A 23,454-nucleotide genomic window follows, 5' to 3' on the forward strand; every position below is an offset into this window, starting at 1 on the left:
CCAGAAATTAGATTTACAACTTAATGAATAAATTTTCTCATTCTAAACATCTTACTTTTCTGATAAATAATTAAAAGTGATCTCAGACTAATTTCTAACACCTGCCTTCTAATTTCTAAATTCTACCAGAATAATCCTTTTTTCTTTTCTTTTTTTAATTTTGAATAGGCTAAAACCTCTTTTCCTTCCACACGGAATTCTATTCTTTCCTGAATAATATTGTAAATTTCGCCCCATCCCGGAAAACCTCCCAGATTTCGGTCATCAATAAACCAATCTGCATCCAGCTTTCTGGATTGTGTTTCCGGATCGAAAACTTCTCCTTCAAAACTTGAATTGACTGCATAAAATTCAATCCCGTTTTTTCTGCAGAATTCTACTGCTTCATCTAATGTTTTTCCGTGTCTGTATGTCCACAGAATCAATCTGAACCCCTCTGCCTGAAGTCTTCTAAGTGTCTCGAAAGCAAAAACCTTTGCCTTGCCGATTCCTGGGTACGCATCGTCTACAATGGTTCCGTCGAAATCAACAGCAATTTTCTTATTATTCATCATTATATTTAAGATTTAGAAATGCAAAGATACAAAATAAAAAGAGTGCTAAAAACACTTAGCACTCCTACTTTATAATTTATCCAATTATAGAACTAACTTTTCACCCAACTGAACTGAAACTGAAGATCCGGCGTTGAAATTCTGTCCGTGATTTTCTGAAGTCTCGCAGGAAGTTTCATTAAATATTCCTGTGCTTTTTCAGCTTTTTCATTAAGACCTTTTACGTGTTCGATTTTCCATTCGTCCAGAAGGTCTTTAAGGATATTGATGTAATCCTGTCCTGTATACACCATGCATCTTTGCGCAGCGTCTGAGAAATGTCCCCAAAGTTCTCCTGCTTTTTGTCCGGACTGTCTCATCATGTGAGCGGGCATTACGATCTTTTTACGCATCATGTCTTCAAAAGCAAGAATCATTTCCGAAGGATCGATCTCAAGGATTTTTTCTACAAAATGTTTGTAAGCTTTCGCGTGTCTTGCTTCATCCGCCGCAATTACTCCGCACATTTTAGCTAATTTTCCGTTTCCGGACTGTTTTGCAAGAGTTCCTACTCTTCGGTGAGAAATGTTGGTCGCAGTTTCCTGAAAACTTGTATAGATGAAGTTTCTGTAAGGATCCATGCTTGTTCCCAGATCGAAACCGTCATTAATAAGATATTGAGTGGTAACCTCAACTTCTCTCATGTTCACTCTTCCGCACAGGTAAAGATATTTGCTTAAAAGATCTCCGTGTCTGTTTTCTTCAGCAGTCCACGCTCTTACCCAGTTTGCCCAGCCAATTTCTTTCTGCTCCTGATCTACTCCGTCTACTCCCATTAACCAGGACTCGTAAGAAGGCAAAGCTTCTTCTGTGATACAGTCGCCGATAAGCGTTACGAAAAGATCATAAGGCATCTCGCGTGCGAAAGTCTGTATTTCTTCTAAATCATGTTTGAAATCTTCACTCGACGGATCCGGAAGATAATCGGAAGGCTGCCAGATTTTCTCGATTGGCGTTAAAAATTTATTCAGAAAAGAACCTACCTCCTTTTCCAAAATTCCCATTACTTCTTTCCTTACAAGCTTTTGATACATTTTTAGAATTTAGATTAAACTGCAAATTTATAGTTTTATTTATTATTTAGGACATAATATTTTGTTAATTATTTCTGATATTAGTCATAAAAAAATACCGCTATGTAAATAATAACGGCATTTTATCTTTATTATTTCTGAATTTTAAATAATATTTTAGATTAAAGTTCGTTAGGATTTTTTCTACTGTCCTTTTTTAAGTTTGAAAAGTCTGTCACATTTAACAATGATTTCATTCTTTAAAACTTTTATCTTTTAGCTGACTAAAATATCGCCTGTCATAATCTCAGGAATTTCCACTCCCATCACTTTTAAGATCGTAGGTGCCACATCGCCCAATTTTCCGGGCTTAAGATTCCATGCCTGATCTTTGTCCATTACGATGAAAGGAACCAGATTGGTGGAATGCTGTGTATTTGGGGTTCCGTCCGGATTAATCATCACATCAGAATTTCCGTGATCTGCCAAAATGAAAACAGCATAACCGTGCTCGTAAGCTGTAGTTGCCACTTTTTCAATGCATTGATCTACGGTTTCGGCTGCTTTAACGGCTGCTTCAAAAACTCCGGTATGACCTACCATATCTGTGTTTGCAAAATTCAGACAGATAAAATCCGCGGTTTCGTTTTCCAGCTCGGGAACAATCGCGTTGGTAATATCGTATGCTGACATTTCGGGTTTTAAATCGTAGGTCGGAACATCTTTTGGACTTGGGCAAAGCAATCTTTTTTCGCCCACAAATTCAGCTTCTCTCCCTCCTGAAAAGAAAAAGGTAACGTGAGGATATTTTTCTGTTTCCGCAATTCGGATCTGCGTCTTATGATTTTTTTCTAAAATCTCGCCCATCGTTTCGTGCAAAACTTCTTCATCGAAAACTACATGAACGTTCTGGAACGTTTTATCATAGTTTGTTAAAGTAACATAGTAAAGCGGCAGTTTTCTCATAAAAAACTCCGGGAAATCTTTCTGAGAAAGTACTTCCGTGATCTCACGACCTCTGTCTGTACGGAAATTGAAGCAGATCACCACATCCTGATCTGTTATTTTAGCAATCGGAACCACATTTCCTGTCTGCGTGGAATCTATCATGATAATAGGCTTTATAAATTCATCCGTTACACTATTATCATATGATTTCTGAATTGAAGCCAATGCATCCGTCGACTGTTCTCCCACTCCTTCTACCATCGCATCATAAGCGAGTTTTACACGCTCCCATCTTTTATCACGATCCATGGCATAATATCTTCCGACTACGGTTGCCAGTTTTCCTACCGTTTTTTCCATGTGATCCTGAAGTTCTTCGATAAACCCTTTTCCTGAAAGCGGATCGCAGTCGCGCCCGTCTGTAAAGGCATGAACGAAAACATTTTCATTCAGTCCGAATTCGTGAGCTGCCGTTAAAAGTCCTTTTAAATGGTTGATATGTGAATGTACTCCTCCATTGGAAACCAAACCGATGAAATGTACTTTTTTATTTTCTTTTTTAGCATAATCAAAAGCATCCTGAATGACTTTCTGCTGTCCTAAAGATCCGTTTTCGACTGCCATGTTCAGCTTTACCAGATTCTGGTACACCACTCTTCCTGCTCCTAAATTCATGTGTCCAACTTCGGAATTTCCCATCTGTCCTGCAGGAAGTCCAACTGCTAAACCACTCGCTTCGAGTGTTGTATGCGGAAAATTTTTAAGACAGTTATCTATAAAAGGAGTGTTTGCTTTATCAATGGCTGAAACGTCCGGATTCATTCCCAATCCCCATCCGTCAAGGATCGCTAATATTGCTTTTTTCGACATTTTGTATAAACTTTTGTCCTACAAATTTATTTATTTTGAAATGAAATCAACAATTGACGGACTTAAATTTTGTTTAAAATTTGTTTTTAGTATAAACGTATTTTACTTTTTAGTTAATAGCAAAAAAGTAAATATTTTATTAATTTTGCTGTATGGATTTAAGAGATCAACTGAAAAACCTTTTTCCTGATCATGAAGAGCAGGATTTTGAGATGCCTGAAGAACAGTTCAGACAAAAGGAACCTTTGGTGTGTAAATTTGAGAAAAAAGGCAGAAACGGAAAGCCCGTAACGATTGTTGAAGGCTGGGAAGGAAGCGAGGAAGAACTTAAAAACATTTCAAAAAAGATAAAAACCACACTGGGAATCGGTGGTTCTGAAAAGGATGGAACAATTATCATTCAGGGAGATAACCGTGATAAGATTATGAATATCCTTAAAGAAATGGGCTATAAAACGAAAAGAGTTGGCGGATAGTTTTTAATTTTAAATTCTTCAAACGCTATGACCGCGAAAGTTTTATAATCTTACCTGAAAATATTCTCGTTCGCAATGGCACTTCGTTCAGCAAATGATAGTAGAAGCCTTGCAAATGTTACGTTATAATTTTAAGATTTTTAAAAATAAATCTGTGTTTGCGGCATCATGGTTTTTAACTTTTCGATGGTTGATTTTTCCATCGGATTGCCTGTTAAGATCAGTGTTTTAAGATTCTTCAGTTGAGAAAACTCGGAGGGAAGGTCTTTTAGCTGATTGTTTGCTAAATTCATGCTTACTATATTTTTCAGTCCTTTTACTTTGGGCGAAATTTCTTTGATATGGTTTTGGCTTACGTTTAAAAACTCCAGATTCCCGGATTGAAATAATCCATCGGGAAGTTTTGAAATTGAATTCTGCTGTAACTCTATATATTTTAAGTCTTTAGGGAATTTTAAATCTCCCAAATCGTTAATTTGATTGGAAGCCAGATTTAATGATTTCAGGTTTTTAATCTGATCTAAATCTTTAGCAATAAAACTGATCTGATTTCCCTGCAAATTAATTTCCTCCAGACTCGGAATTCTTAATAAAGCTTCCGGAAAAACATTCAGATTATTGGCATCAAGATGGATCACCTTTAATTTCTGAAGTTTTGCCAAATTCGGGTTTATCTTCGTTAAACTATTTAAATTAATAGAAAAACTTTCCAGTTTCTGAAGTTCTGCGATTTCGTCCGGAATATATTTGATGCTGTTTTCGTTTAAGTTTAAAATGGTAAGTTCTTTCAGCCTGAAAATTGACTCATCCATTTTCTCAAACCTGTTTTCCATTAAATTCAGGAAAAAGATGGATTTTAACTTTTGGATTTCAACCGGAAGATTGAACATGGTTTTTCCTCTGAAACTCACACTGTAAATGGTTTGTCCGCTTTTTATTGCGTCATCCACATTGGTATACGTCGGATATTTTACAGGATCAATCTGTGCTTTTGCCTGTGAAAGTATTAAAAATGAAATAGAAAAAAAGAGCTTTTTCATACAAATAAAAAACTACCGGCAATATATCATCACCGGCAGTTATGTAAATATTAATAATTTATTTTTTAAGCAATTTTACCGTCTGCTGGAATCCTCCTTCCGCTTCGATGTTTAAAACCAGTACTCTTGAAGATTCAAGCTGTCTTGTAAAGTCTAAGTCTAAAACTTTATTCAATCCTGAATATTTCTGGGTGAAAACAATCTTACCATCGATACTGTACGCTGTTACCATAATATTTTTCAACCCTTTCGGAGAATTGATCTTCACCAATCCTGAAGTCGGGTTCGGAGCAACAGTTACTGTATTTTCTGTCTGCGCATCAATTGTTCCTAATGAACCTGTAGTTCCTAAATTGTTTTTAAGAGCGATAACAACAGTTGCCGATTTTCCTCTGTAATCAATCGTATTTCCAGTCGCATCAATATCAGTTGAAATCGTAGAATCCGGATGCTGTACGGAGAAGAATCCGAATTTGTGATCCGGCGTGAAAGTAAGTCCGGTCGGCTCCGATCCTGCAGGCATCGATGCGAATAGTTTCACTTTCGGATTTGCCTGAGTATGATCCGGAGCAATTACCCAGATGTAGTTTTTACCACCATCCTGAAGCACCCAAAGATTTCCAAGCTCATCGAACGTAAGATTGTCGTTTCCGTCTCCCCAAGCTTCGGTTTTTGTTCCCTGCGCTGTGTCGAAAGAATAGTTCGTCGTAAGACCCCCTACGAAAGTTTCCACCTGAGAAGCTGTGACTCCGTCATCTTTTAATCGGTACACTTTATTAAGACCTTTTGCCGTAAAATAGATTTTTCCGTCAAGCGGACTGATATCCACATCTTCGATTCCGTTGAAAGACGTTCCGCCAAGAGACTGTGCCAAAGCGGTAGTGTTATTCTGGTCTGCTTTTGTTTTATTAGGAACCTGAATCCACGTTGCGGTTGTTGCAACAGGATCTCCTCCGCTTAATCCCTGATCCAGTTTCAGCACATAAAGATTTCCGGAAGAAAGATTGTTCGGAGTATCCATGACATATTTGTAAACCATGTGTGTTCCGCCGTCTTCACCATAATAAGCGATTGTTCCTGTATTGTTTATCACTACGTTTTCGTGATTCATGATTCCCATCTGCCAAAGTTTTCCTTTAGATCCGTCTGTATTCTGGGAAATGACCTGAGCGGTTGCCGGATCTATTTCTACCAGCCATCCGTAATCTTTCATTCCGTCTGCATTAACATCGCTTGAAGTGGTCTGCTCTTCCGCAGTTACTACCGTTCCCCACGGAGTAACTCCTCCCGAACAGTTTCTGATGGTCTGAACCAGACTCGGAGCCGAAAAGCTCACTGCTCTTGATCGGGACAACTGCCAAAGTTTTGTAGTAGCATTATAATTGATTTCTGCCATGGTAACTCCTCCCGGATTTGTTTCGTGGTTTACAGAAAGATATCCATTGGTACTGCTTGCATTTTTCGGAACATAAGCTGTGAAATCGTTTTGTCCTCCTACTAAACCTCCTCCTTCTGTGTAGTTATCACCCTCTTTTAGGATTAATTGATATTTATGTTCTGTCGGAATAATCAGTTTATTTGTCTGTGCGGTAGGAACGATGGAAGTAAAACAACTGATGTGATTGGCGTTACAAGGAACCGGAGTTACGGTTGAAGTTGTTTTAAGATAAGCATCAATTCTTAAATCTGAACTTGAAGCTCCTCTGTTGTGCAATTCAATAGAGATTCTGTTGTTTCCGTTAACAAATTTGGATTTTGGAATAGAAAAAACATTATAAACACTTTCTGCCGCTCCATCGATTGTTGTACTTGATAGTGTATTGAAATCGATTGTTCCGGAAGGCATATTGTCTCTTACGACTTCTTCTCCATTAAGATAAACTACGATTCCGTCGTCTCTCATCACTCCTAATTCCATAGTGGAAGAAAGATCGTTTAAGTTTACGGTAAAATCTTTTGCAAAATAAGCCGTGATAAGTCCTGTAGCCGTTGTAGTTGTTACAGGATCACCATAACCAAGCGGTCCGTTTCCCTGAGACCATGTGGAAACATCATAAGTTGCTGTTTTCCATTGGGATGCCAAAGCAGTATTGCTATCGTTGTATTTCCATGCGGAATTTTTATTAAAAATAAAAGTCTGTGCGTTCAGTAACGAACCCGCGACCATTGCAAGAGCTGCAACTGTTAGTAGTTTTCTTTTCATTTTAAAATTTCGATTTATTAGACAGTGCAAAACTACCGGATTGAAGCAAAGTCCCTGTTAATAGGATTTTAAATAAATATTCGAAAATATTAATTAATGGAAAACCGAATGTTAATTACATGAATTTTATGTTAAGTCGGAACTTATAAAAACAAAAAAAGCCATATAAAAATATATGACTTTGTAATTCAATTTCTTTAAGTATTCTAAGACAGGCTGTACCATTTTTTGAACAGACTGTCGTAATCTTTCTGGTCAGATTTTGTCTTAATCAACGCAGCAAGCTGTGACATCTGTGTTTCCGCATCGGCTTTTCGCTTGTTGTAAATTAAAAAGTCGCAGTAGTTCCACATATTGGTATAGTACGGTTTGATACTAATACTTTTCTGGTAATTTGCTTCCGCTGCTGCAATATCTTTATTCATTAAATGACATGATGCTAACTGATCGTACAGAAAAGCTTCATCCTGCTGATCCCAGCTTTGGGTAAGCGCTTCATTATAAACATCAATTGCGTTCTGATATTCTCCTTTCATCAAAAATTTCCCGCCGCGGTTGATAAATTCATTCGTTCTGTTGCTGATATCCGGACCGGAATTATCGTCACTGTAAACAACACCAATTTCACCCGACATTGCTGCTTTTTTCAGAAATTCCGCCAGTTTTTCATCAGATTCTGTATTTTCGAAGAAATTATTGATCGGTTTTAGCAAATATTCTTCAATCTGAATCGTTCCCGTAGCTTCATTCAGTCGCTTGTATAATTTGGCGGTTAATTTATCGGCTTTAACGTTCATTCCGTTTAAAATTTCTGTTAAAAGATCTAAAACAGCTAAAACATGAGTTCTGTATTCTAAGGTTACTTTATCTCCGAAAGGAACAACAAAAGCTTCTCTTAATTCTTTTAAAGCGGCATTATAATCACCATCAGCATACAGTTTTCTGGCATTGATTAATCTTCCGGGAGCATTTTTTAAACTTTTTCGGCTGGAAATTACCGTGTAAATAATAAGCACAGCAAGAATCGCTGCAAAAATGATAACGTACTTCATGAATATAAATTTGAGTTTTTAGGTAAATAGTTTTATTAATCGTATTGTTTTAGCTTAAATAATCTGTCCTGTTTTACAGATATGGAAAAGCTAAGTTTTACGTTTTATTCTCGGCGCAATATAGTCATTTTAATAAAACTTTATCTACAAATTTTATCAATGTGGTACTTAAACTGTTGAATATTTCATTGATCATTAACTATTTTCGGCTTACATCCGTGAGAGAATTCAAAAACGCAATAATCTGTTTAATCTCTGTTTGACTTAAATTCAGCTTATCCGAAGCCAGCGTCTGATTTTTCACCTGTAAGCTAAGACCTTCTCCTCCTCCTTCGTTGTAAAAATCCATAACTTCTTCCAGAGTATTAAAAGCACCGTTGTGAAAATAAGGTTTCGTCAGAGCTGCATTTCTTACCGTTACTGTTTTAAAAGACTTTTCATAGATCCATGAATTTTCCTTTTTCACAGGACTGTTTATTCTTCCCTGATCTGCATCTAATTCCAAAGGTTTCTGGCTGATTGGTTTTGCCGTAACTCCTAAAACTTCAGATTCGTTTTCATTAAAGAACGGCGGAACCAGACCTGAAAAGTTCGGTGCAAAATGGCAGGTTGCACAATTTGCTTTTCCCATAAAGAGATTAAATCCTTTCTTGGCATCCGATGAAATTTCTCTTTCGTTTCTCATGAACCGATCAAAATCACTTTCATAAGAATATAACGAAGCCACATAGGAACTCAAAGCTTTGGAAAAGTTTTCTTTATTGATTTCACCATTCTTAAAAGCAGCTTTAAAGGCTTTTCTGTATTCCGGTTTTGTTTTTAATTTTTTAATGATGCTTTCATAGCTTGTATTGAATTCATCTTTATTATAAATGACGTGTTCTGCCTGCTGCTCCAGATAAAACGCTCTTAGATCATAGAAAAATCTTTTGGCAAAAACAGCATTGTACAAAGACGGAGAATTTCTCAGCACGGTTTTTCCCTCTACATTACTCGGAGACTTTGCTTTTAAATCGGTGAACGCATTTTCCGGCAAATGGCAGGTTGCACAACTCATTTTTCCGTTGTTACTCACATTCTGGTCATAAAAAATTTCTTTTCCTAATTTTCTTAAATCTCCGTTATCTTCTTCTTTTTTTAATAATGTATAAAAATAGGGATCCAGAAAATCGCTGCTGAAAAAGTTCTTGTTTCCGACATTCCAACCCGAAAATTCTTTCAGATCATCCGTTCTTCCGTCCCAGCTTCCGAATTCTTCGTATAAAGGCTGAATGTATTTTTTATAAAACTCAATCCTGTCGAACGTTTCAAAATCTGTATTTTTTGTCAGATAATTAATTCCGTCCGTTAATATTTCATTGGCTTTCTGAATATTATAGTTTTTGAAGTAAGGATCATCATGAAGATATTTTTGCATCCCTGAAAAAGCATGAACGGTTTCATCGGAAACATTCAGCGAACCCGGAGTATCGAAACCTGTAACGCCTAAAGTGTAAATCCTGATCAGCTCGATTCTTAAATGTAATGTTTTATTATTTCCTTTGCTTAAACCATTTTTTACGGTACTTAAATAAAAACTCGCGTAGCTGTTGTATAAAAAATCTGCAATTGTTTTAATATCATCCTTTTTTTCAAGTGCTTCATCCGAGAATATCATTTCGTCCAAAACCTGTAATCCTTCCGGAGGAAGTGTATAAGCGGAAGTTCCCGCTGCTTCAATATGGAAAAGCGGTGCTGCGTTGAGGTGGGTTTTTGTAAATTCAGGATAGTGATACGCAACGTAAAACTCGATTTCCTTGAAAGAATTTCTGGTATTTTTTAATGACTTCTGAAGTTCTTCAAGGGAAATTTTATCTTCCGAAAAACTTTTGGCATCCAATTTTAAGTTTTCAAGTTTATTTTTGAATTCCGATAAACCATTGTTGATGAATGTATCTTCACTTTTCACTCCTTTATCAACCGGATTGAAAGACATTGCAGAAAAAACAAGCAGAAAAAGTACAGCAGCAAAGGAATAAAATCTCATGAAATTTTTTGCGCAAATCTATTAATAGCGCACAATTCGGACGTTACCACAATTTTAAATCTGAATTAAATAATGTTTACATCTCTATTCGGGTATTTTTTATTAATTTTAAACCCCGAAATCAAATTCATTACCGAGCAGTCAATTTCCAATATTGACATTCTAAAAATAATGATGAGGATCTTGGAGAAGATTTTTAAAGATTGACAACAATCAATCACAATTTCAATGTATTAAACTATAAAAACGAATTTATGCTGAATAAACTTGCTGCTTCAGAACTTGTTCTGAACGAAGACGGAAGTGTTTATCACCTGAACCTTTTACCTGAAGATATTGCCGAAAAAATTATTCTTGTTGGCGATCCGGATCGTGTTGCGAAGGTTTCAAAATATTTTGATAAAGTAGAAGTAAAGAAAAATAAAAGAGAATTTTACACGCATACAGGAACGTTAAGAGGCGAAAGAATCACTGTAATGTCTACCGGAATCGGGACTGAGAATATTGACATTGTGATGAACGAGCTTGATGCACTGGTAAATATCGATCTTAAAAATAAAGAGTTTAAAACGGAACATTCTGCCTTACAGTTATTCAGAATGGGAACCTGCGGAAGTGTGAATCCAGAGGTTCAGGTAGACAATATGCTGGTTACACAAAATGTTGTGGGCTTGGACGGCTTAATGCATTTTTATCAGGATTATGCGTTTGAAAATGAATTTTCAAGAAATTTCATGGAAAAATTCCCTTATCCGAAAATTAAACCGATGCTTTATTTTGCAGACTGGGCAGAAGAATTGGGAGCATTGTACAAGGATGCAAAATATCACGGAAACACCGCTACTTTCCCTGGTTTTTATGCTCCACAGGGAAGACAGTTGCGTTTAAAAGCAGTGGACGATCAGTTTTTAGAAAAGCTGAATGATCTTGGCATAACCAATTTCGAAATGGAAACTTCCGCAATCTATGCTTTATCCAAACTTTTAGGTCACAAAGCAATTACTGTAAATAACGTGATTGCCAACAGAAGACGTGGAGAATTCTCCGCAGATCATCATGCTTCTGAGAAAAACCTTATTGAGTGGGTATTGGAAAGAATCATCAAATAATTATACATTCAACATTAATAAATCAAAAGGATCTCATAAGCGAGATCCTTTCTTTATAACCATTAAATTAAACTTCCTGAAGATTGATTAATCTGTCCTGAAGTGACGCATTATACTATTTTATCAATTCTATTAAAATTCATTAATCGTTACATAGAAATGCGCAGAGTATAAACTTTCTGCATTTCCTGAAATATTCGTAAGATTGATGGTAATATTTGAAGTAGAAGTCATTCTCGGATTCGAAATTGAGAAAGTTGCATTACCTGCAAAATCCGAAGCCGGAGTTACTACAATCGTCGCTCTTGTTGAAGTCGGAACCATAGCTGCCGGAATCGCAATATCCATTGTTGTGGATTTTCCTGAAGGAAGATTATTAACGGAAACACCCGGCCAAACCTCAAAACTGATCTGGTTTTTGTTAACGGTTCCTTTGCTTCCAAGCTTATATTGCCCGTTAACGTCTAATCTTGCTGTCGTATTCGGTGTACTTGTTCCTATTCCTACGTTTGCGCTGCTATTTCCGATCGATATAGCATTATACTGGCTTGTCGTCGTGTTGTAACCGATTGCTGTGGAATTTTGTCCTGTTGCAGAAGCGCCGGAACCTATCGCTGTGGAATTCTGTCCGTTTGTTACCGTATTGAATCCAACCGCAGTTTCACTGTTGGAATTTGTTTTCGCATTGTAACCTAATGCTAATGATTGAAATCCTGCCGCGAATGAATTGTTTCCCAATGCGGAAGATTCGTTGGCTGTTGTTTTTGAGTTATATCCGATTGCGGTAGACTGAAATCCGTCTGCTAAAGAATTATTCCCGATTGCTGTGGATTCATTTTTATTGGTTTTGGCATTATAGCCGATTGCATTTGATTTGAATGCCGCTGCTGTTGCTTTGTTTCCTACTGCCAAACCGTCATTTGCACCTACAGAAGCTTCATTTCCGATAGAAACTCCCTGAAAAGCAGAACTTGAAGTTCCGATTGAAATGCCGTTCTGTCCGGCGTTTGCCATTGGTCCTAAACTTACGGAATTATCTACACCCAGTCTTCCCATTTTTACAGAATTCACTTTAAAAATAAGGTCATCGTAGGTATTGGTTCCTAAAGCGAGAGCAGTATTCGCTCCTGCATTGGTTCCACTGTTCGTTGCGGAATCATTCCAGCCTGATGTAGTTCCGCCTCCTCCGGGAACAACTGGGGTTACCTGACTTCCTTCTACGGAAAGCATATTCCATTTTGCATTGTTCCAGTAAAAGAATCCAGTTTCTACCAATCCTGCCTGTCCGTTGTTCCAGACTATTAATCCTTCGGCAGGTGAAGGAATGGTAATGTTATCGGTTTCGGAATCCAAAGAGACACTTGGAAAAAGTACTCCTTTATTAGCGGAATTAATTTCAAGCATAGCCGAAGGATTAGGCGATGAGGTACCTATCCCAACCTGAGCTGATGTAAAAGTAAAGCCTGAAAAAAGTAAAGCTGTAATAAGTATTTGAAGTTTCGTCTGTTTTTGCATTTCTAGTTTATTAAATAGCTATCAGTTTGATAATGCAAATATAATAATTTTTAATAAAACCTCATTTTTTTTAATAATTCTACAATTTAACACCAACAAGTGAATAATTTGCAATAAATACACCTATTAATCACTGTTTAATGATCAAAAACATAGAATTTATTCTATACAAAATCGGCTTTAAATTACAGTAAAACAGTGTTTTTATAATTTTATCCTTTTTTTAAAAATTTACCTATCAATAAAAAATATCACGAAAAAATGAATAAAGCACAATTTATCACTGCTTATTGAAGAAAAACAGAGATAAACATTGATGGTTTCAGGGGTATATAACGTGTTAAAATACAATAATTGTAATAAAATAGAAAATATAAATATTAATTATTTATGAACTTAATAACGAAAAAACAAAAGACCTCAAATCATTGAATTATTAAAAATAAAAATTTATGGGAGCATAATAGATAATATGAGAGTAGTTTTTCAAAGTTTCATTTTAACTATTAAAATGATGATTTCAGTAGATATAAATCTGGTGTAATATATACTGTAAATATTAAAGAATAATTCTAAAACCGTTTCCTCCCCCGAAATAAAAGTTTATGAAAATTTTAACAATCAGAAAAAATTTTAGGAATGGTTCTTGTTTAATCATAATCACACAAACAAAATATCACATTATGAACAATTCAGAATACAACAAAGCAGAAAACGCAGTAGATAACACAAAAAACTCTTTAAAGGATGCGGCAGATAATGCAAAATGGAAGGTAGAGGAGTTGGCAGACAGAGCCAAAGATTATATTAATGAAAAAAGAAATAATGATGAGGAAGCAAAACATGAAGACTGGCTGGACAGAGTAAAAAATAATTTTGCTGATGCATGGGATGATGTTAAAGATAAAGCCAATGATGCATGGGAAAAAACGAAGGATGCAGCAGAAGATGTAAAAGCAGAATGGAATAAGAAAACGAATTAAAATTTCAGTCATATAAATATTTTCAAGAAAAACGGAGTCTTTTTACAGAAGGCTCCGTTTTTTATTATGTACTAAACACAAATATTGTTACATTTGTATAATAATAAACATTAAAAAATTATGTCATACGGTTTACTTAAAGGCAAAAAGGGAATTATTTTTGGAGCCCTTAATGAACAATCGATCGCATGGAAAGTTGCAGAAAGATGTCATGAAGAAGGTGCTGAATTTATTTTGTCTAATGCTCCTATTGCTTTGAGAATGGGAGAACTTAACGGTTTAGCAGAGAAAACAGGATCTGAAGTAATTGGTGCAGATGCTACTTCTATCGAGGATCTTGAAAAGCTTTTTGATGCTGCTGTTGCCAAATTCGGTAAAATCGATTTCATCCTTCACTCTATCGGAATGTCCATCAACGTGAGAAAAGGAAAACATTATACAGAAATGAACTACGACTGGTTGGAAAAAGGCTGGGATATCTCTGCGGTTTCTTTCCACAAAGTAATGAGAGTGGCTTGGGAAAAAGACTGTATGAACGAATGGGGAAGTATTTTAGCGCTTACTTATATTGCGGCTCAGAGAACATTCCCGGACTATAATGATATGTCTGACAACAAAGCTTACCTTGAAAGCATTGCAAGAACTTTCGGAAACTATTGGGGTGAAAGAAAAGTTCGTGTAAATACAGTTTCTCAGTCTCCTACAATGACAACTGCCGGAAGCGGCGTAAAAGGTTTCGGAGGTTTCCTTGGATATGCAGAAGATATGTCTCCGCTAGGAAATGCTACGGCTCTTGAGTGCGCAGATTACTGTGTAACTTTATTCTCTGATCTTACGAAAAAAGTAACGATGCAGAATCTTTTCCATGACGGAGGTTTCAGCAGTTCGGGGGTTACTCAGAGAGTGATCAGTAAATATGATACTGAATAATTTAAATCATTATTCTTATATAAATTAAGCCGGATTATTGAATTCGGCTTTTTTATGTTTCAATTTGAAGAATTTGTAGATTATAATTGCTACCAACTAATACATATTTTTGAATAAAACAGTTTCGGCGGAGCCTTTGGCTCCGCCGAAACGTAATAAAAATGTTAATATGAAGTCTATAATATTACAGTCTGTATAGAATGTGCAGGAGCCGATAATTTTGCAGCCATACCTTCGATCCAAAGATTCGTATCGATGTCGTTATCCGTATCATTCATGATTACGGTTACCAACTGTCCGTTTTCATTCATGAAAGTGGTTGAAGTTAATGCAGCTCTGTTTGACGAAGTTCCGATTCTGACCGCTTTTGGTTTAATGAATTTCGAAACATGCCCTACATAATAATATTCATAGGTATAATGAACTTCACCGGTTTTAGTATCTGCAATGATCGGCGCAAAACAGAAATTTCCAACATGGTTTGGTCCGCCTGTTTAATCCAGAAGAACATTCCAGTCTGTCCATAAAGCCGTTCCTTTATTGAAATCGTTGATCATATTTCTTCCGTATAATTCGCCTAAACTCACTTCATAAATTTTAGACATATCAAACTGCTCTTTGCAGCCTTCCGTAAAAGCTAAAAACTTATCCGGAAATGCTCTTTGGGTTTCCGTCAGATTATCGAAAAGCTGGGTTTTGTTGTTCCATGTTTCGTACCAGTGATAGCCGATTCCTGAAACATATTTAGAAGTTTCAGGGTCGCTGAGTGTGGTGGTTGCTCTCTGGTAAATCAAATCACGGTTATGATCCCAGATCATTACTTTTTTATCTTTGAAACCATTTTTCCAAAGAGTCGGACCTAAATTATTTTTAAGGAACTCCCCTTCTTCTTCCGCCGAATAAATACACGATTCCCAGCTTTGCGTTGCCATCGGTTCGTTCTGAACCGTCAGTCCCCAGACATTGATTCCTCTTTTTTCATATTCTTTAATGAACTTTACGTAATAATCTGCCCATGTCTGGTAAAAAGCGTTTTCCAGTCTTCCTCCTTTCAGCATATTTTTATTTGATTTCATCCATGCGGGCGGGCTCCAAGGTGAAAAATAAAAGGTAAAATCTTTTCCAATTAATTTTTGTGCTTCTTTGATCATCGGAATCTTATACTTTTCATCATGTGCAACAGTAAATGATTTTAACGAATTATCATTTTCCTGAACGTAGGTATAGGAATCACTAGAAAAATCACAGGAGTTCATATTGGTACGGACAACCGTGTATCCCAAACCGTTTTTTCCGTAATAGGCTTCAATAATTTCTTTCTGCTTATCTTTCGGAAGTTTATAAAAAGTTTCTGCGGAAGCATCTGTAATAGCACCCCCAATTCCTATTAATTTCTGATATTTAAAATCCGGATCTACAAAAATACAGGCATCCGTTTCTTTGGGCTGACCAAATTTTTCGAATTTTACGGTGCCTTTGTCAACCATCTTTTCGTTGGCTGCCGAGTTGGTAAGAAAAACTTTTGCCGTTTTTCCTGTATTTTTCTTCCAGTAATTTTGTGCATTTGCATTGAAAGCCAACCCAACTACAAAGCAACTTACAATTAATCTCTTCATTATAATCTTTTCTTATTTTTTTATATTAAACCACCTCGTCTAAATTCTCTTTGAAAATTTATCCACCGCTCAAAAGGAGGAGAATTTTAAGTGATTCTATTTTTTTTCGTAAACCCTTACATAATCGATCTCATATTTCTGAGGAAAAATGACATCATCAATGCCTTCTTTTCCACCCCAGAAGCCGCCGACTGCAAGATTCAGTATGATGAAATATGGCTGATCAAAAGGCCATGCTTCATACGTTTTTTCTTTGTTTTCATAGGTGAAAAATTTCTGATCATCAATATAAACATCAATTTTCTCCGGTGTCCAGTCTGCTTTGTAAATATGAAACTTTTCACTTGCATCTTTTACAATCAAAGTGTCTGTTTTCTGTGTTCCGATGATGTGGTTATACTTTTTTGTATGAACCGAAGCATGAATGTACCCCTGATTAAATCCGACGTGCTCCATGATATCCAGTTCTCCGTCATCGGGCCATTTTTTCATGTTTTCGCTCATCATACAGATGGCAGGCCATGTTCCGCGACCTTTTGGGAGTTTGGCACGAACTTCAACAGTTCCGTACTGAAAGGAAAATTTATCCCTTGTCAGTAATCTTGCGGAAGTGTATTTATTCTTTTCCCAGTTTTCTTTTCTGGCTTCAATGATAAGATTTCCGTTTTCAACTCTTGCATTTTCCGGACGGTTTTTTGTGTAAAACTGAGCTTCATTATTGCCATAACCGTCTCCGCCGACATCATAGTTCCATTTTGAAGAATCGGGTAAGCCTTTGTAATTAAACTCATCGCTCCAGATTAATTTCCTGTTGGAATCAGGCCTGTTAGAAGCACAATGTACTGTTGAAAAAACCAGAGTTCCTCCGATGATGAAATGAAAAATATATTGAAGTTTTATTTTCAAAGTTTAATGTTTTAGGTTTATATTTTAACGCAAAGATTTATTTAATTAAACAAAATTTTAGTGAGCAAATATTGTGACCAATCGCTGATGAAGGATTATGATAAACGTTAGCTTCATCAAATCAGCTTTGCTGATTCTTCTTTGCCTCCTTAAAATCAATAATTCGTTTTCTTAATCTTTGCGTTAAAAAATTCCAGATTAAGATTTAATTATTATTTAATTTATTCTCAACACTTGTCATTCTGAGGAACGAGAAATCTATTTTTTAAATGTTGGTCATTTAGATTCTTCACTCCGCTTCTGAACTGCGTTCGTAGACTTTCTGTCTATGTTCTGAATGACAACAATATGTTTAAAAGTTAATTTAATTATTTTCAAAGTCTGTCATGCTAAAAGCATCTCTAAAGCATTATGTAGATTCTTTCAGAATGACAAATTTAACGCTCATTACACTCAGTTTATTTTCAAAGCTGTCATTCTGACGAAGGAAGAATCTCAAATACTTTTTAATAGATTCTTCACTCCGCTTCTGAACTGCGTTCGTAGACTTTCTGTCTATGTTCTGAATGACAACAATATGGTTAAAAGTTAATTCAATTATTTTCAAAGTCTGTCATGCTGGAAGCATCTCTCTAAGTATTATTTAGATTCTTTCAGAATGACAAATGTTGTGTTTAATTAATATCCTTCTAAAAATTTTTCAGCCTTCTACCGCCAAAAGCGGGTATTATCCCGCTCTTAGTAAGTAAATAAACCAATATTTATTTTAACCAATTAATTCTTTTTGTCTGAACATTTTTAGAATCGGTTCCGATCATAATGTCAAATTCTCCGCCTTCCCAGTCGTAATTAAGCTGGTCGTCGTAAAATTTCAGATTTTCAGGAGTTAAACTGAAACTGATGGTTTTCGTTTCTCCTTTTTTAATGAAAACTTTCTGGAAACCTTTCAGTTCCTTTACAGGTCTTACCACTTTTCCGAATAAATCTCTGATGTACAATTGCACCACTTCTTCCCCGTCATAATTTCCACTGTTGGTAACATTTATAGTAATGTTTAATGTCTGATTTCCTTTAAGATTATTTGAGCTTAAATTCATATCAGAATATTTAAACTGAGTATAACTTAAACCATAACCAAAAGGAAATTTCGGATCATTATCCAGATCAATGTATGCTGAAACGTAGTTTCTGTCGGTATTGTTTTTTGCCGGTCTTCCGGTGTTGTAATGATTGTAATAAACAGGAATCTGTCCTTCTGTTCTAGGAAAAGTCATCGGAAGTTTTCCGCCCGGATTTACTGTTCCGAAAAGAACATCTGCAATAGAGTTTCCGGCTTCCGTTCCCAGCCACCAAGTATACATGATTGCCGGAATATTGTCTGCTGCCCAATCGAAAACCAAAGGTCTTCCCGCGTTGATCATCAAAACAATCGGTTTTCCTGTTTTAGCAATTTCTTTCAAAAGATCTTCCTGAACTCCGGAAAAATGGATGTTGCTTCTGCTCTTTGCTTCACCGCTCATCGCGTGACCTTCTCCTAACGTCATGATTACAACGTCTGCTTTTTTTGCAGTTTCCACCGCTTCCGCAAACATCGATCTGTCCTGATCATCTACATTTGCTCCTTTTGCATAAAGTAATGTTGAATTTTTATCTAATTGATTTTTAATTCCGTCAAACTGCGTTACAATTCTTTGGTTGTCATCTTTAAAAGCCACCGACCAAAATCCGTGGTTGGCAGAAGTTTCTTTTCCGAAAGGACCAATTAAAGCAACCGTTTTTACAGATCTTGAAAGAGGTAAAATATTTTTTTCATTTTTAAGCAAAACAATGCTTTTTGATCCAAATTCTCTTCCGAATTTTCTGTTTTCCTGATTGTTGGTCTGTTCCTGCTGTCTTTTTTCACTGCTGAACCGGTAAGGATCGTCAAACAATCCCATTTCAAATTTTTTAACCAAAATTCTTTTTGCCGCATCATCAATCAGCTTCGGATCTACTTTTCCTTCTTTAACCAGATTGGGAAGTTCTGCCATATAAGCACGGCTTTCCATATCCATGTCGCTTCCTGCAATAATTGCTTTTTCCGCCGCTTCTTTATTGTCTTTTGCGTAACCGTGAGGAACCATTTCGCCAATACTGCCCCAATCTGAAACCACAAAACCTTTATAATTCCATTTTCCTTTTAATAAATCTCTTAAAATATATTTGTTTGCCGTTGCCGGAATTCCGTTGATGTCATTAAAAGAGTTCATGAAAGTCGCCACTCCGGCTTCAGCCGCTGCTTTGAAAGGAGGAAGATAGGTTTCGTTCAATTGTCTTAAACTCATATCAACAGAATTGTAGTCTCTTCCGCCCACTGCTGCTCCATACGCTGCAAAATGCTTTGCACAAGCCATAATAGCATCTAGATTTCCAAGACCTTTTCCCTGAAAACCTCTGATTCTGGCAAGACCGATCTGTGTTCCCAGATACGTATCTTCCCCAGAACCTTCCATTACTCTTCCCCATCTCGGATCTCTTGCAATGTCGACCATCGGTGCAAATGTCCAATGAATTCCGTAAGCCGAAGCTTCGGTTGCGGCAATTCTTTCGGATTTTTCGATTAGTTTTAAATCCCAGCTCGCTGCCTGACCTAAATTTACAGGAAAGGTTGTTCGGTATCCGTGAATGACATCCTGTCCAAATAATAAAGGAATTCTCAATCTCGATTTTAACGCTAATTCCTGAAATTTTCTGGTTTCTTCGGCTCCTGCCACATTAAGCATTGAGCCTACTTTTCCCTGTTTTATTTCATTTAGAACACTTGCAGAATTGGAATTTTGCGGACCTGTTGCGTATTCAAATCCTGAATACTGAACGAGCTGTCCTACTTTTTCTTCTAACGTCATTTTCGACAAAAGTTCTGAAACTTTTTGATCAATTGTCTTTTGTGCGAATGTATTGATTCCAAATGCTGTAACTGCCAATAAGAAATAAACTCTCTTCATTTTAATCTAATTTTAATTATCTGTCCTTTTGTAGTACTTCTTCTTAACCTGAAGTTCAGGATGAATTTATTTAACAAAGAACAAAAAGTTTTCAATCATTACAAATTTTAACAGATATATTTGTCTTAAAAAATATAAGTCGCTGTAGAAATTCCCGGCATACTTACCGAAGCTGTCTTCTGATTATATTTTATGTTGAATGCTTTATCTGTAGAGTTGCTGTTCTGAACAATTAATACTGTTTTTCCTGCCGGAGTTTTAAAAGCTACCGTGGAAAGGTTATCTGACTGTGTAGAAGCAATTCTCTGGGAGTTTGCCGGAACAAATTTTGAAGCGTGAGCAATAATATAATAGGCAACATTTTTGTCGTAACCCGTACTTCCGTTTACGGTAATTGCCCCTTTGCATTGGGTACATCCTCCCGGAGTGTGTGGTCCGAATGAAGCATCATTGGCTACATTCCACTCTAAAGCATTTCTGCTCCAGTTTCTCATGGATCCGATGATAACATTTTTCATGTGCCAGTCCAGATCTCCTGAAAAAGCACCGGTAGAACTTGTCCACTGTTCAGTAAAATAGACGTTTTTATTCGGGAATAGATTATGTACTGTTCCCAAAGCCGAAATATCTCCTGCATACAAATGGAACGCCGATCCGTCTACATAAGGATTTGCCGCTGTATCATTTAATACCGCCAAAGGATACGCCGGATTGTCGCAATTGTGATCATAAGCAATGATCTTTGTATTAATATTTGCCGTCTGAAAAGCGGGACCTAAATTATTTTTGATAAAAGTTGCCTGATCTCCTGCCGACATATACATACTTGGGTTGTTTCCCGGATGTAAAGGTTCGTTTTGAGGGGTAATAGCATCAATTCTGATTCCCTGAGCCTGCATTGCCTGAATGTATTTTACGAAATACTGTGCATACGCTGCATAATATTCAGGTTTCAGACTTCCCCCCATTGTGTTTCCGTTGTCTTTCATCCAAACAGGTGGCGACCATGGTGTTGCTAAAATTTTGATATTCGGATTAATCATCAGAATATCTTTCAGCATCTTGATCAAAGCCTGATCTTTGGTTAAGCTGAATTGAGCCAATGTAGGATCAGTCTGTCCGGTCGGCATATCGTCATACGAAAAAACTTCGCTGTTGAGATCCGAAGCCCCAATACTGATTCTTAAATAACTTACCCCAATCCCGGAAGCGCTGAACAGATCATTTAACAATTCCTGTTTTTTTGTCGCACTCAGCTGATTGATTACCTGTACACTTCCTCCTGTAAGCGTATATCCGAATCCATCTATCGTCTGGAATATTTGCGAGCCGTCTACTTCAATGGTGGTTCCGGCGGCTGAAGTTCCTGAAAAATAAGAGGTTCCCTGCTGTTGTAGTTTCACTGTCTGATCTCCTTTCGTTAACCATACCTGTACCGGATCTCCGGAAGTGTTTCCGCTTCCGTTTCCGTTGTTTCCTGAATTATCACCATTATTGGATAAATCCGAAGAGGTACTGCTGCAGTTTAAAAAAGAAAGAAGCGCTACACCGCAAAGTGCAGCACTTCTAAGTACGAAACTATATGAATATTGTAATTTCATATCAATTTAATTGTGTGAAGATTATTGAGTTCTACGGAATTCAACTTTGTCGACACTAGGTCTTTTAATATCCAGGATTTTGTTTAAGAACAGTTCCCGTTAACTCAGTAAAAGGAATTGGCAGAATTTCGTTTTTACCTGCTGTAAATCCTTTAAATGCCAATTTAGAAGATGCTTCTCCCCATCTTACCAGATCAAAGAATCTGTGTCCTTCCCCAATAAGCTCTCTCCTTCTCTCATCTTTCACTGCCTGTAAAGTAACCGGAATTGAGGATAAACCCGCTCTTACTCTTACTGCATCAAGCAATAGTTGTGCTCTCGCTCCTGTTCCATTTAATGCTTCCGCTTCCATAAGATAGGTATCTGCCAATCTGATAAGAATATAATTCTGACGATAGTTCAGTTCTGCCGGTCCAGGCAATGTTGTTTTTTCATCCTGTGTAGGCATATATTTATTTAAGAAATATCCGGAATCCATGTATGCAGGAGAGTAATTTGCTTTTCCTTGTTGTTTCAACAATTTTACATTTAAAATAGAAGCGTCCATTCTTGGGTCTCCCTGCATAAAAGTGAAAAGATTTTCTGTTACGGTATTAAAAGCCCAACCTGCAACAACATCAGGAGCTGTAGGAGATAATCTGCTGTAGCCTCGCGGAGCAGTCATCACGCAAATAGAGTTTCCTTCATCTCTGCCCTGTCCCCAAAAGCCCCAGTCTGAACTCCCCTGATTGGTATGCATTACTTCAAGAATAGATTCTGTGGTAAATTTATTATCTGTAACCCAAAGGTCAGCAAAATTAGAGACAAGTTTATAACCATAGGTATTTGACCCTCCCGGAGTTCCGTTTACATCAGCAAATTGTGCAGCAGCTTCTGTTTTCTTATTTTCATATAAATAAACTTTCCCTAGCAATGCTTTTGCGGCTCCCTGAGTAAGTCTGCCTCTTTCGGTTCCGCTTACTGTAACAGGTAAATTAGGAATAGCAGCTAACAAATCTGATTCTATCTGTGTGTATACTTCGGATAGAGCAGCCTGTGGAATATTATAGTAATCATCTGAAGCTTTAATTTCTTTTAAAATTAATGGAACATTTTTAAATGTTCTTACAAGATCAAAATAATATAATGCTCTTAATGCTTTTGCTTCTGCCGTAAATCTGCTTTTTACCGCATCACTCATATTAGCCTGAGGAATTTTTTCAATAAGAACATTAGCTCTGGAAATTCCCTGATAATAATCTCTCCAGTAACTTGTAGGCATGATATTCGGATTGATCTGAAAGTTTGAGAACCCCTGAATTCCGGCACCATCTGTAGAGCTTCCACCTCCAGCGTAGAAATCATCGGAACCTGCATTGAAAAAAGTGACCATATTTTCAAATCCGCCCGCATATTTTCTCAATACATCGTAAGTACCTATAAGTGCAAAGAAACATTCCTGTTCATTTCTGAAAAAGTTGTTTGTATCGAAAGCACCTTTGTATTCTACATCTTCAAGATTAGAATTGTTACAAGCCACATTTACCAAGCCTGTTCCTAAAAGTAATGATACTGCTAAGGATATTTTATATATTTTGTTTTTCATTTTT

The 23,454-nt window shown here is 36.7% G+C and carries 19 protein-coding genes; 4 read left to right on the plus strand and 15 right to left on the minus strand.

The genetic code is table 11. The features are described from left to right. Nucleotides 1–122: 122 nt before the first annotated feature. The 3 genes from H6W52_RS09000 to gpmI all read right to left on the minus strand — a co-directional run bounded on the left by H6W52_RS09000 (nt 123) and on the right by gpmI (nt 3,424). Nucleotides 123–554 (minus strand): BT0820 family HAD-type phosphatase, encoded by a 432-nt coding sequence (locus H6W52_RS09000; protein ID WP_076390366.1) that lies wholly within the window; start codon nt 552–554, stop codon nt 123–125. Nucleotides 555–646: 92 nt separating this feature from the next. Beyond that, entirely contained in the window at nt 647–1,627 is a 981-nt protein-coding gene (locus tag H6W52_RS09005; protein WP_076390367.1) for an acyl-ACP desaturase, read from the minus strand. Nucleotides 1,628–1,882: 255 nt separating this feature from the next. Next, entirely contained in the window at nt 1,883–3,424 is a 1,542-nt protein-coding gene (gene gpmI / locus H6W52_RS09010) for a 2,3-bisphosphoglycerate-independent phosphoglycerate mutase (protein ID WP_116099645.1), read from the minus strand. A gap of 152 nt (nt 3,425–3,576) precedes the next feature. Here gpmI and H6W52_RS09015 point away from each other — a divergent pair, with 152 nt between their 5' ends. Next, nucleotides 3,577–3,900 (plus strand): translation initiation factor, encoded by a 324-nt coding sequence (locus tag H6W52_RS09015; protein ID WP_076390370.1) that lies wholly within the window; start codon nt 3,577–3,579, stop codon nt 3,898–3,900. 140 nt (nt 3,901–4,040) lie between these two features. Here the strand turns inward: H6W52_RS09015 and H6W52_RS09020 are convergent, their stop codons facing one another. The 4 genes from H6W52_RS09020 to H6W52_RS09035 all read right to left on the minus strand — a co-directional run bounded on the left by H6W52_RS09020 (nt 4,041) and on the right by H6W52_RS09035 (nt 10,221). Further along, on the minus strand, nt 4,041–4,940 hold the full coding sequence (locus H6W52_RS09020; RefSeq protein WP_116099644.1) for a leucine-rich repeat domain-containing protein: 900 nt from the start codon (nt 4,938–4,940) through the stop codon (nt 4,041–4,043). A gap of 58 nt (nt 4,941–4,998) precedes the next feature. Then, a complete protein-coding gene (locus tag H6W52_RS09025; protein ID WP_116099643.1) occupies nt 4,999–7,143 on the minus strand; it encodes a PhoX family protein in 2,145 nt (714 codons plus the stop codon). A gap of 206 nt (nt 7,144–7,349) precedes the next feature. Beyond that, entirely contained in the window at nt 7,350–8,195 is an 846-nt protein-coding gene (locus tag H6W52_RS09030; protein WP_116099642.1) for a hypothetical protein, read from the minus strand. Between the two features lie 199 nt (nt 8,196–8,394). Continuing rightward, on the minus strand, nt 8,395–10,221 hold the full coding sequence (locus H6W52_RS09035; protein WP_116099641.1) for a cytochrome-c peroxidase: 1,827 nt from the start codon (nt 10,219–10,221) through the stop codon (nt 8,395–8,397). Nucleotides 10,222–10,475: 254 nt separating this feature from the next. On the opposite strand from H6W52_RS09035, the gene H6W52_RS09040 reads away from it, so the two are divergent. Beyond that, nucleotides 10,476–11,330, plus strand: a complete 855-nt coding sequence (locus tag H6W52_RS09040; protein ID WP_116099660.1) for a nucleoside phosphorylase — start codon at nt 10,476–10,478, stop codon at nt 11,328–11,330. 132 nt (nt 11,331–11,462) lie between these two features. Here H6W52_RS09040 and H6W52_RS09045 read toward each other — a convergent pair whose 3' ends face one another. Further along, nucleotides 11,463–12,845 (minus strand): hypothetical protein, encoded by a 1,383-nt coding sequence (locus tag H6W52_RS09045; protein ID WP_116099640.1) that lies wholly within the window; start codon nt 12,843–12,845, stop codon nt 11,463–11,465. 683 nt (nt 12,846–13,528) lie between these two features. Here H6W52_RS09045 and H6W52_RS09050 point away from each other — a divergent pair. Beyond that, nucleotides 13,529–13,828, plus strand: a complete 300-nt coding sequence (locus H6W52_RS09050; RefSeq protein WP_087709915.1) for a hypothetical protein — start codon at nt 13,529–13,531, stop codon at nt 13,826–13,828. A gap of 120 nt (nt 13,829–13,948) precedes the next feature. Next, nucleotides 13,949–14,758 carry an enoyl-ACP reductase gene (locus H6W52_RS09055; RefSeq protein ID WP_047375319.1) on the plus strand — a complete coding sequence of 270 codons (810 nt, stop codon included), beginning with the start codon at nt 13,949–13,951 and terminating at the stop codon, nt 14,756–14,758. Between the two features lie 176 nt (nt 14,759–14,934). On the opposite strand, the gene H6W52_RS21380 is transcribed toward H6W52_RS09055, so the two are convergent. From H6W52_RS21380 to H6W52_RS09085, 7 genes are all read right to left on the minus strand, one after another. Beyond that, entirely contained in the window at nt 14,935–15,210 is a 276-nt protein-coding gene (locus tag H6W52_RS21380) for a glycoside hydrolase family 30 beta sandwich domain-containing protein (protein ID WP_308196693.1), read from the minus strand. A 42-nt stretch (nt 15,211–15,252) separates the two neighbouring features. Further along, on the minus strand, nt 15,253–16,374 hold the full coding sequence (locus H6W52_RS09060) for a glycoside hydrolase family 30 protein (RefSeq protein ID WP_228457557.1): 1,122 nt from the start codon (nt 16,372–16,374) through the stop codon (nt 15,253–15,255). A 96-nt stretch (nt 16,375–16,470) separates the two neighbouring features. After that, a complete protein-coding gene (locus H6W52_RS09065; RefSeq protein WP_116099542.1) occupies nt 16,471–17,280 on the minus strand; it encodes a family 16 glycosylhydrolase in 810 nt (269 codons plus the stop codon). Nucleotides 17,281–17,689: 409 nt separating this feature from the next. Further along, nucleotides 17,690–17,887 carry a hypothetical protein gene (locus H6W52_RS09070; protein WP_123892010.1) on the minus strand — a complete coding sequence of 66 codons (198 nt, stop codon included), beginning with the start codon at nt 17,885–17,887 and terminating at the stop codon, nt 17,690–17,692. Between the two features lie 154 nt (nt 17,888–18,041). Then, nucleotides 18,042–20,264, minus strand: a complete 2,223-nt coding sequence (gene bglX, locus H6W52_RS09075) for a beta-glucosidase BglX (protein WP_116099543.1) — start codon at nt 20,262–20,264, stop codon at nt 18,042–18,044. Between the two features lie 125 nt (nt 20,265–20,389). Next, the gene (locus H6W52_RS09080) at nt 20,390–21,865 is read right to left on the minus strand and encodes a glycoside hydrolase family 30 protein (RefSeq protein WP_116099544.1); all 1,476 of its coding nucleotides are present in this window, start codon (nt 21,863–21,865) and stop codon (nt 20,390–20,392) included. A 64-nt stretch (nt 21,866–21,929) separates the two neighbouring features. Continuing rightward, entirely contained in the window at nt 21,930–23,450 is a 1,521-nt protein-coding gene (locus tag H6W52_RS09085) for a RagB/SusD family nutrient uptake outer membrane protein (protein ID WP_116099545.1), read from the minus strand. Nucleotides 23,451–23,454 lie beyond the last annotated feature (4 nt).

Source organism: Chryseobacterium sp. C2(2020) (genome assembly GCF_014218915.1).
Classification (GTDB): domain Bacteria; phylum Bacteroidota; class Bacteroidia; order Flavobacteriales; family Weeksellaceae; genus Chryseobacterium; species Chryseobacterium mucoviscidosis.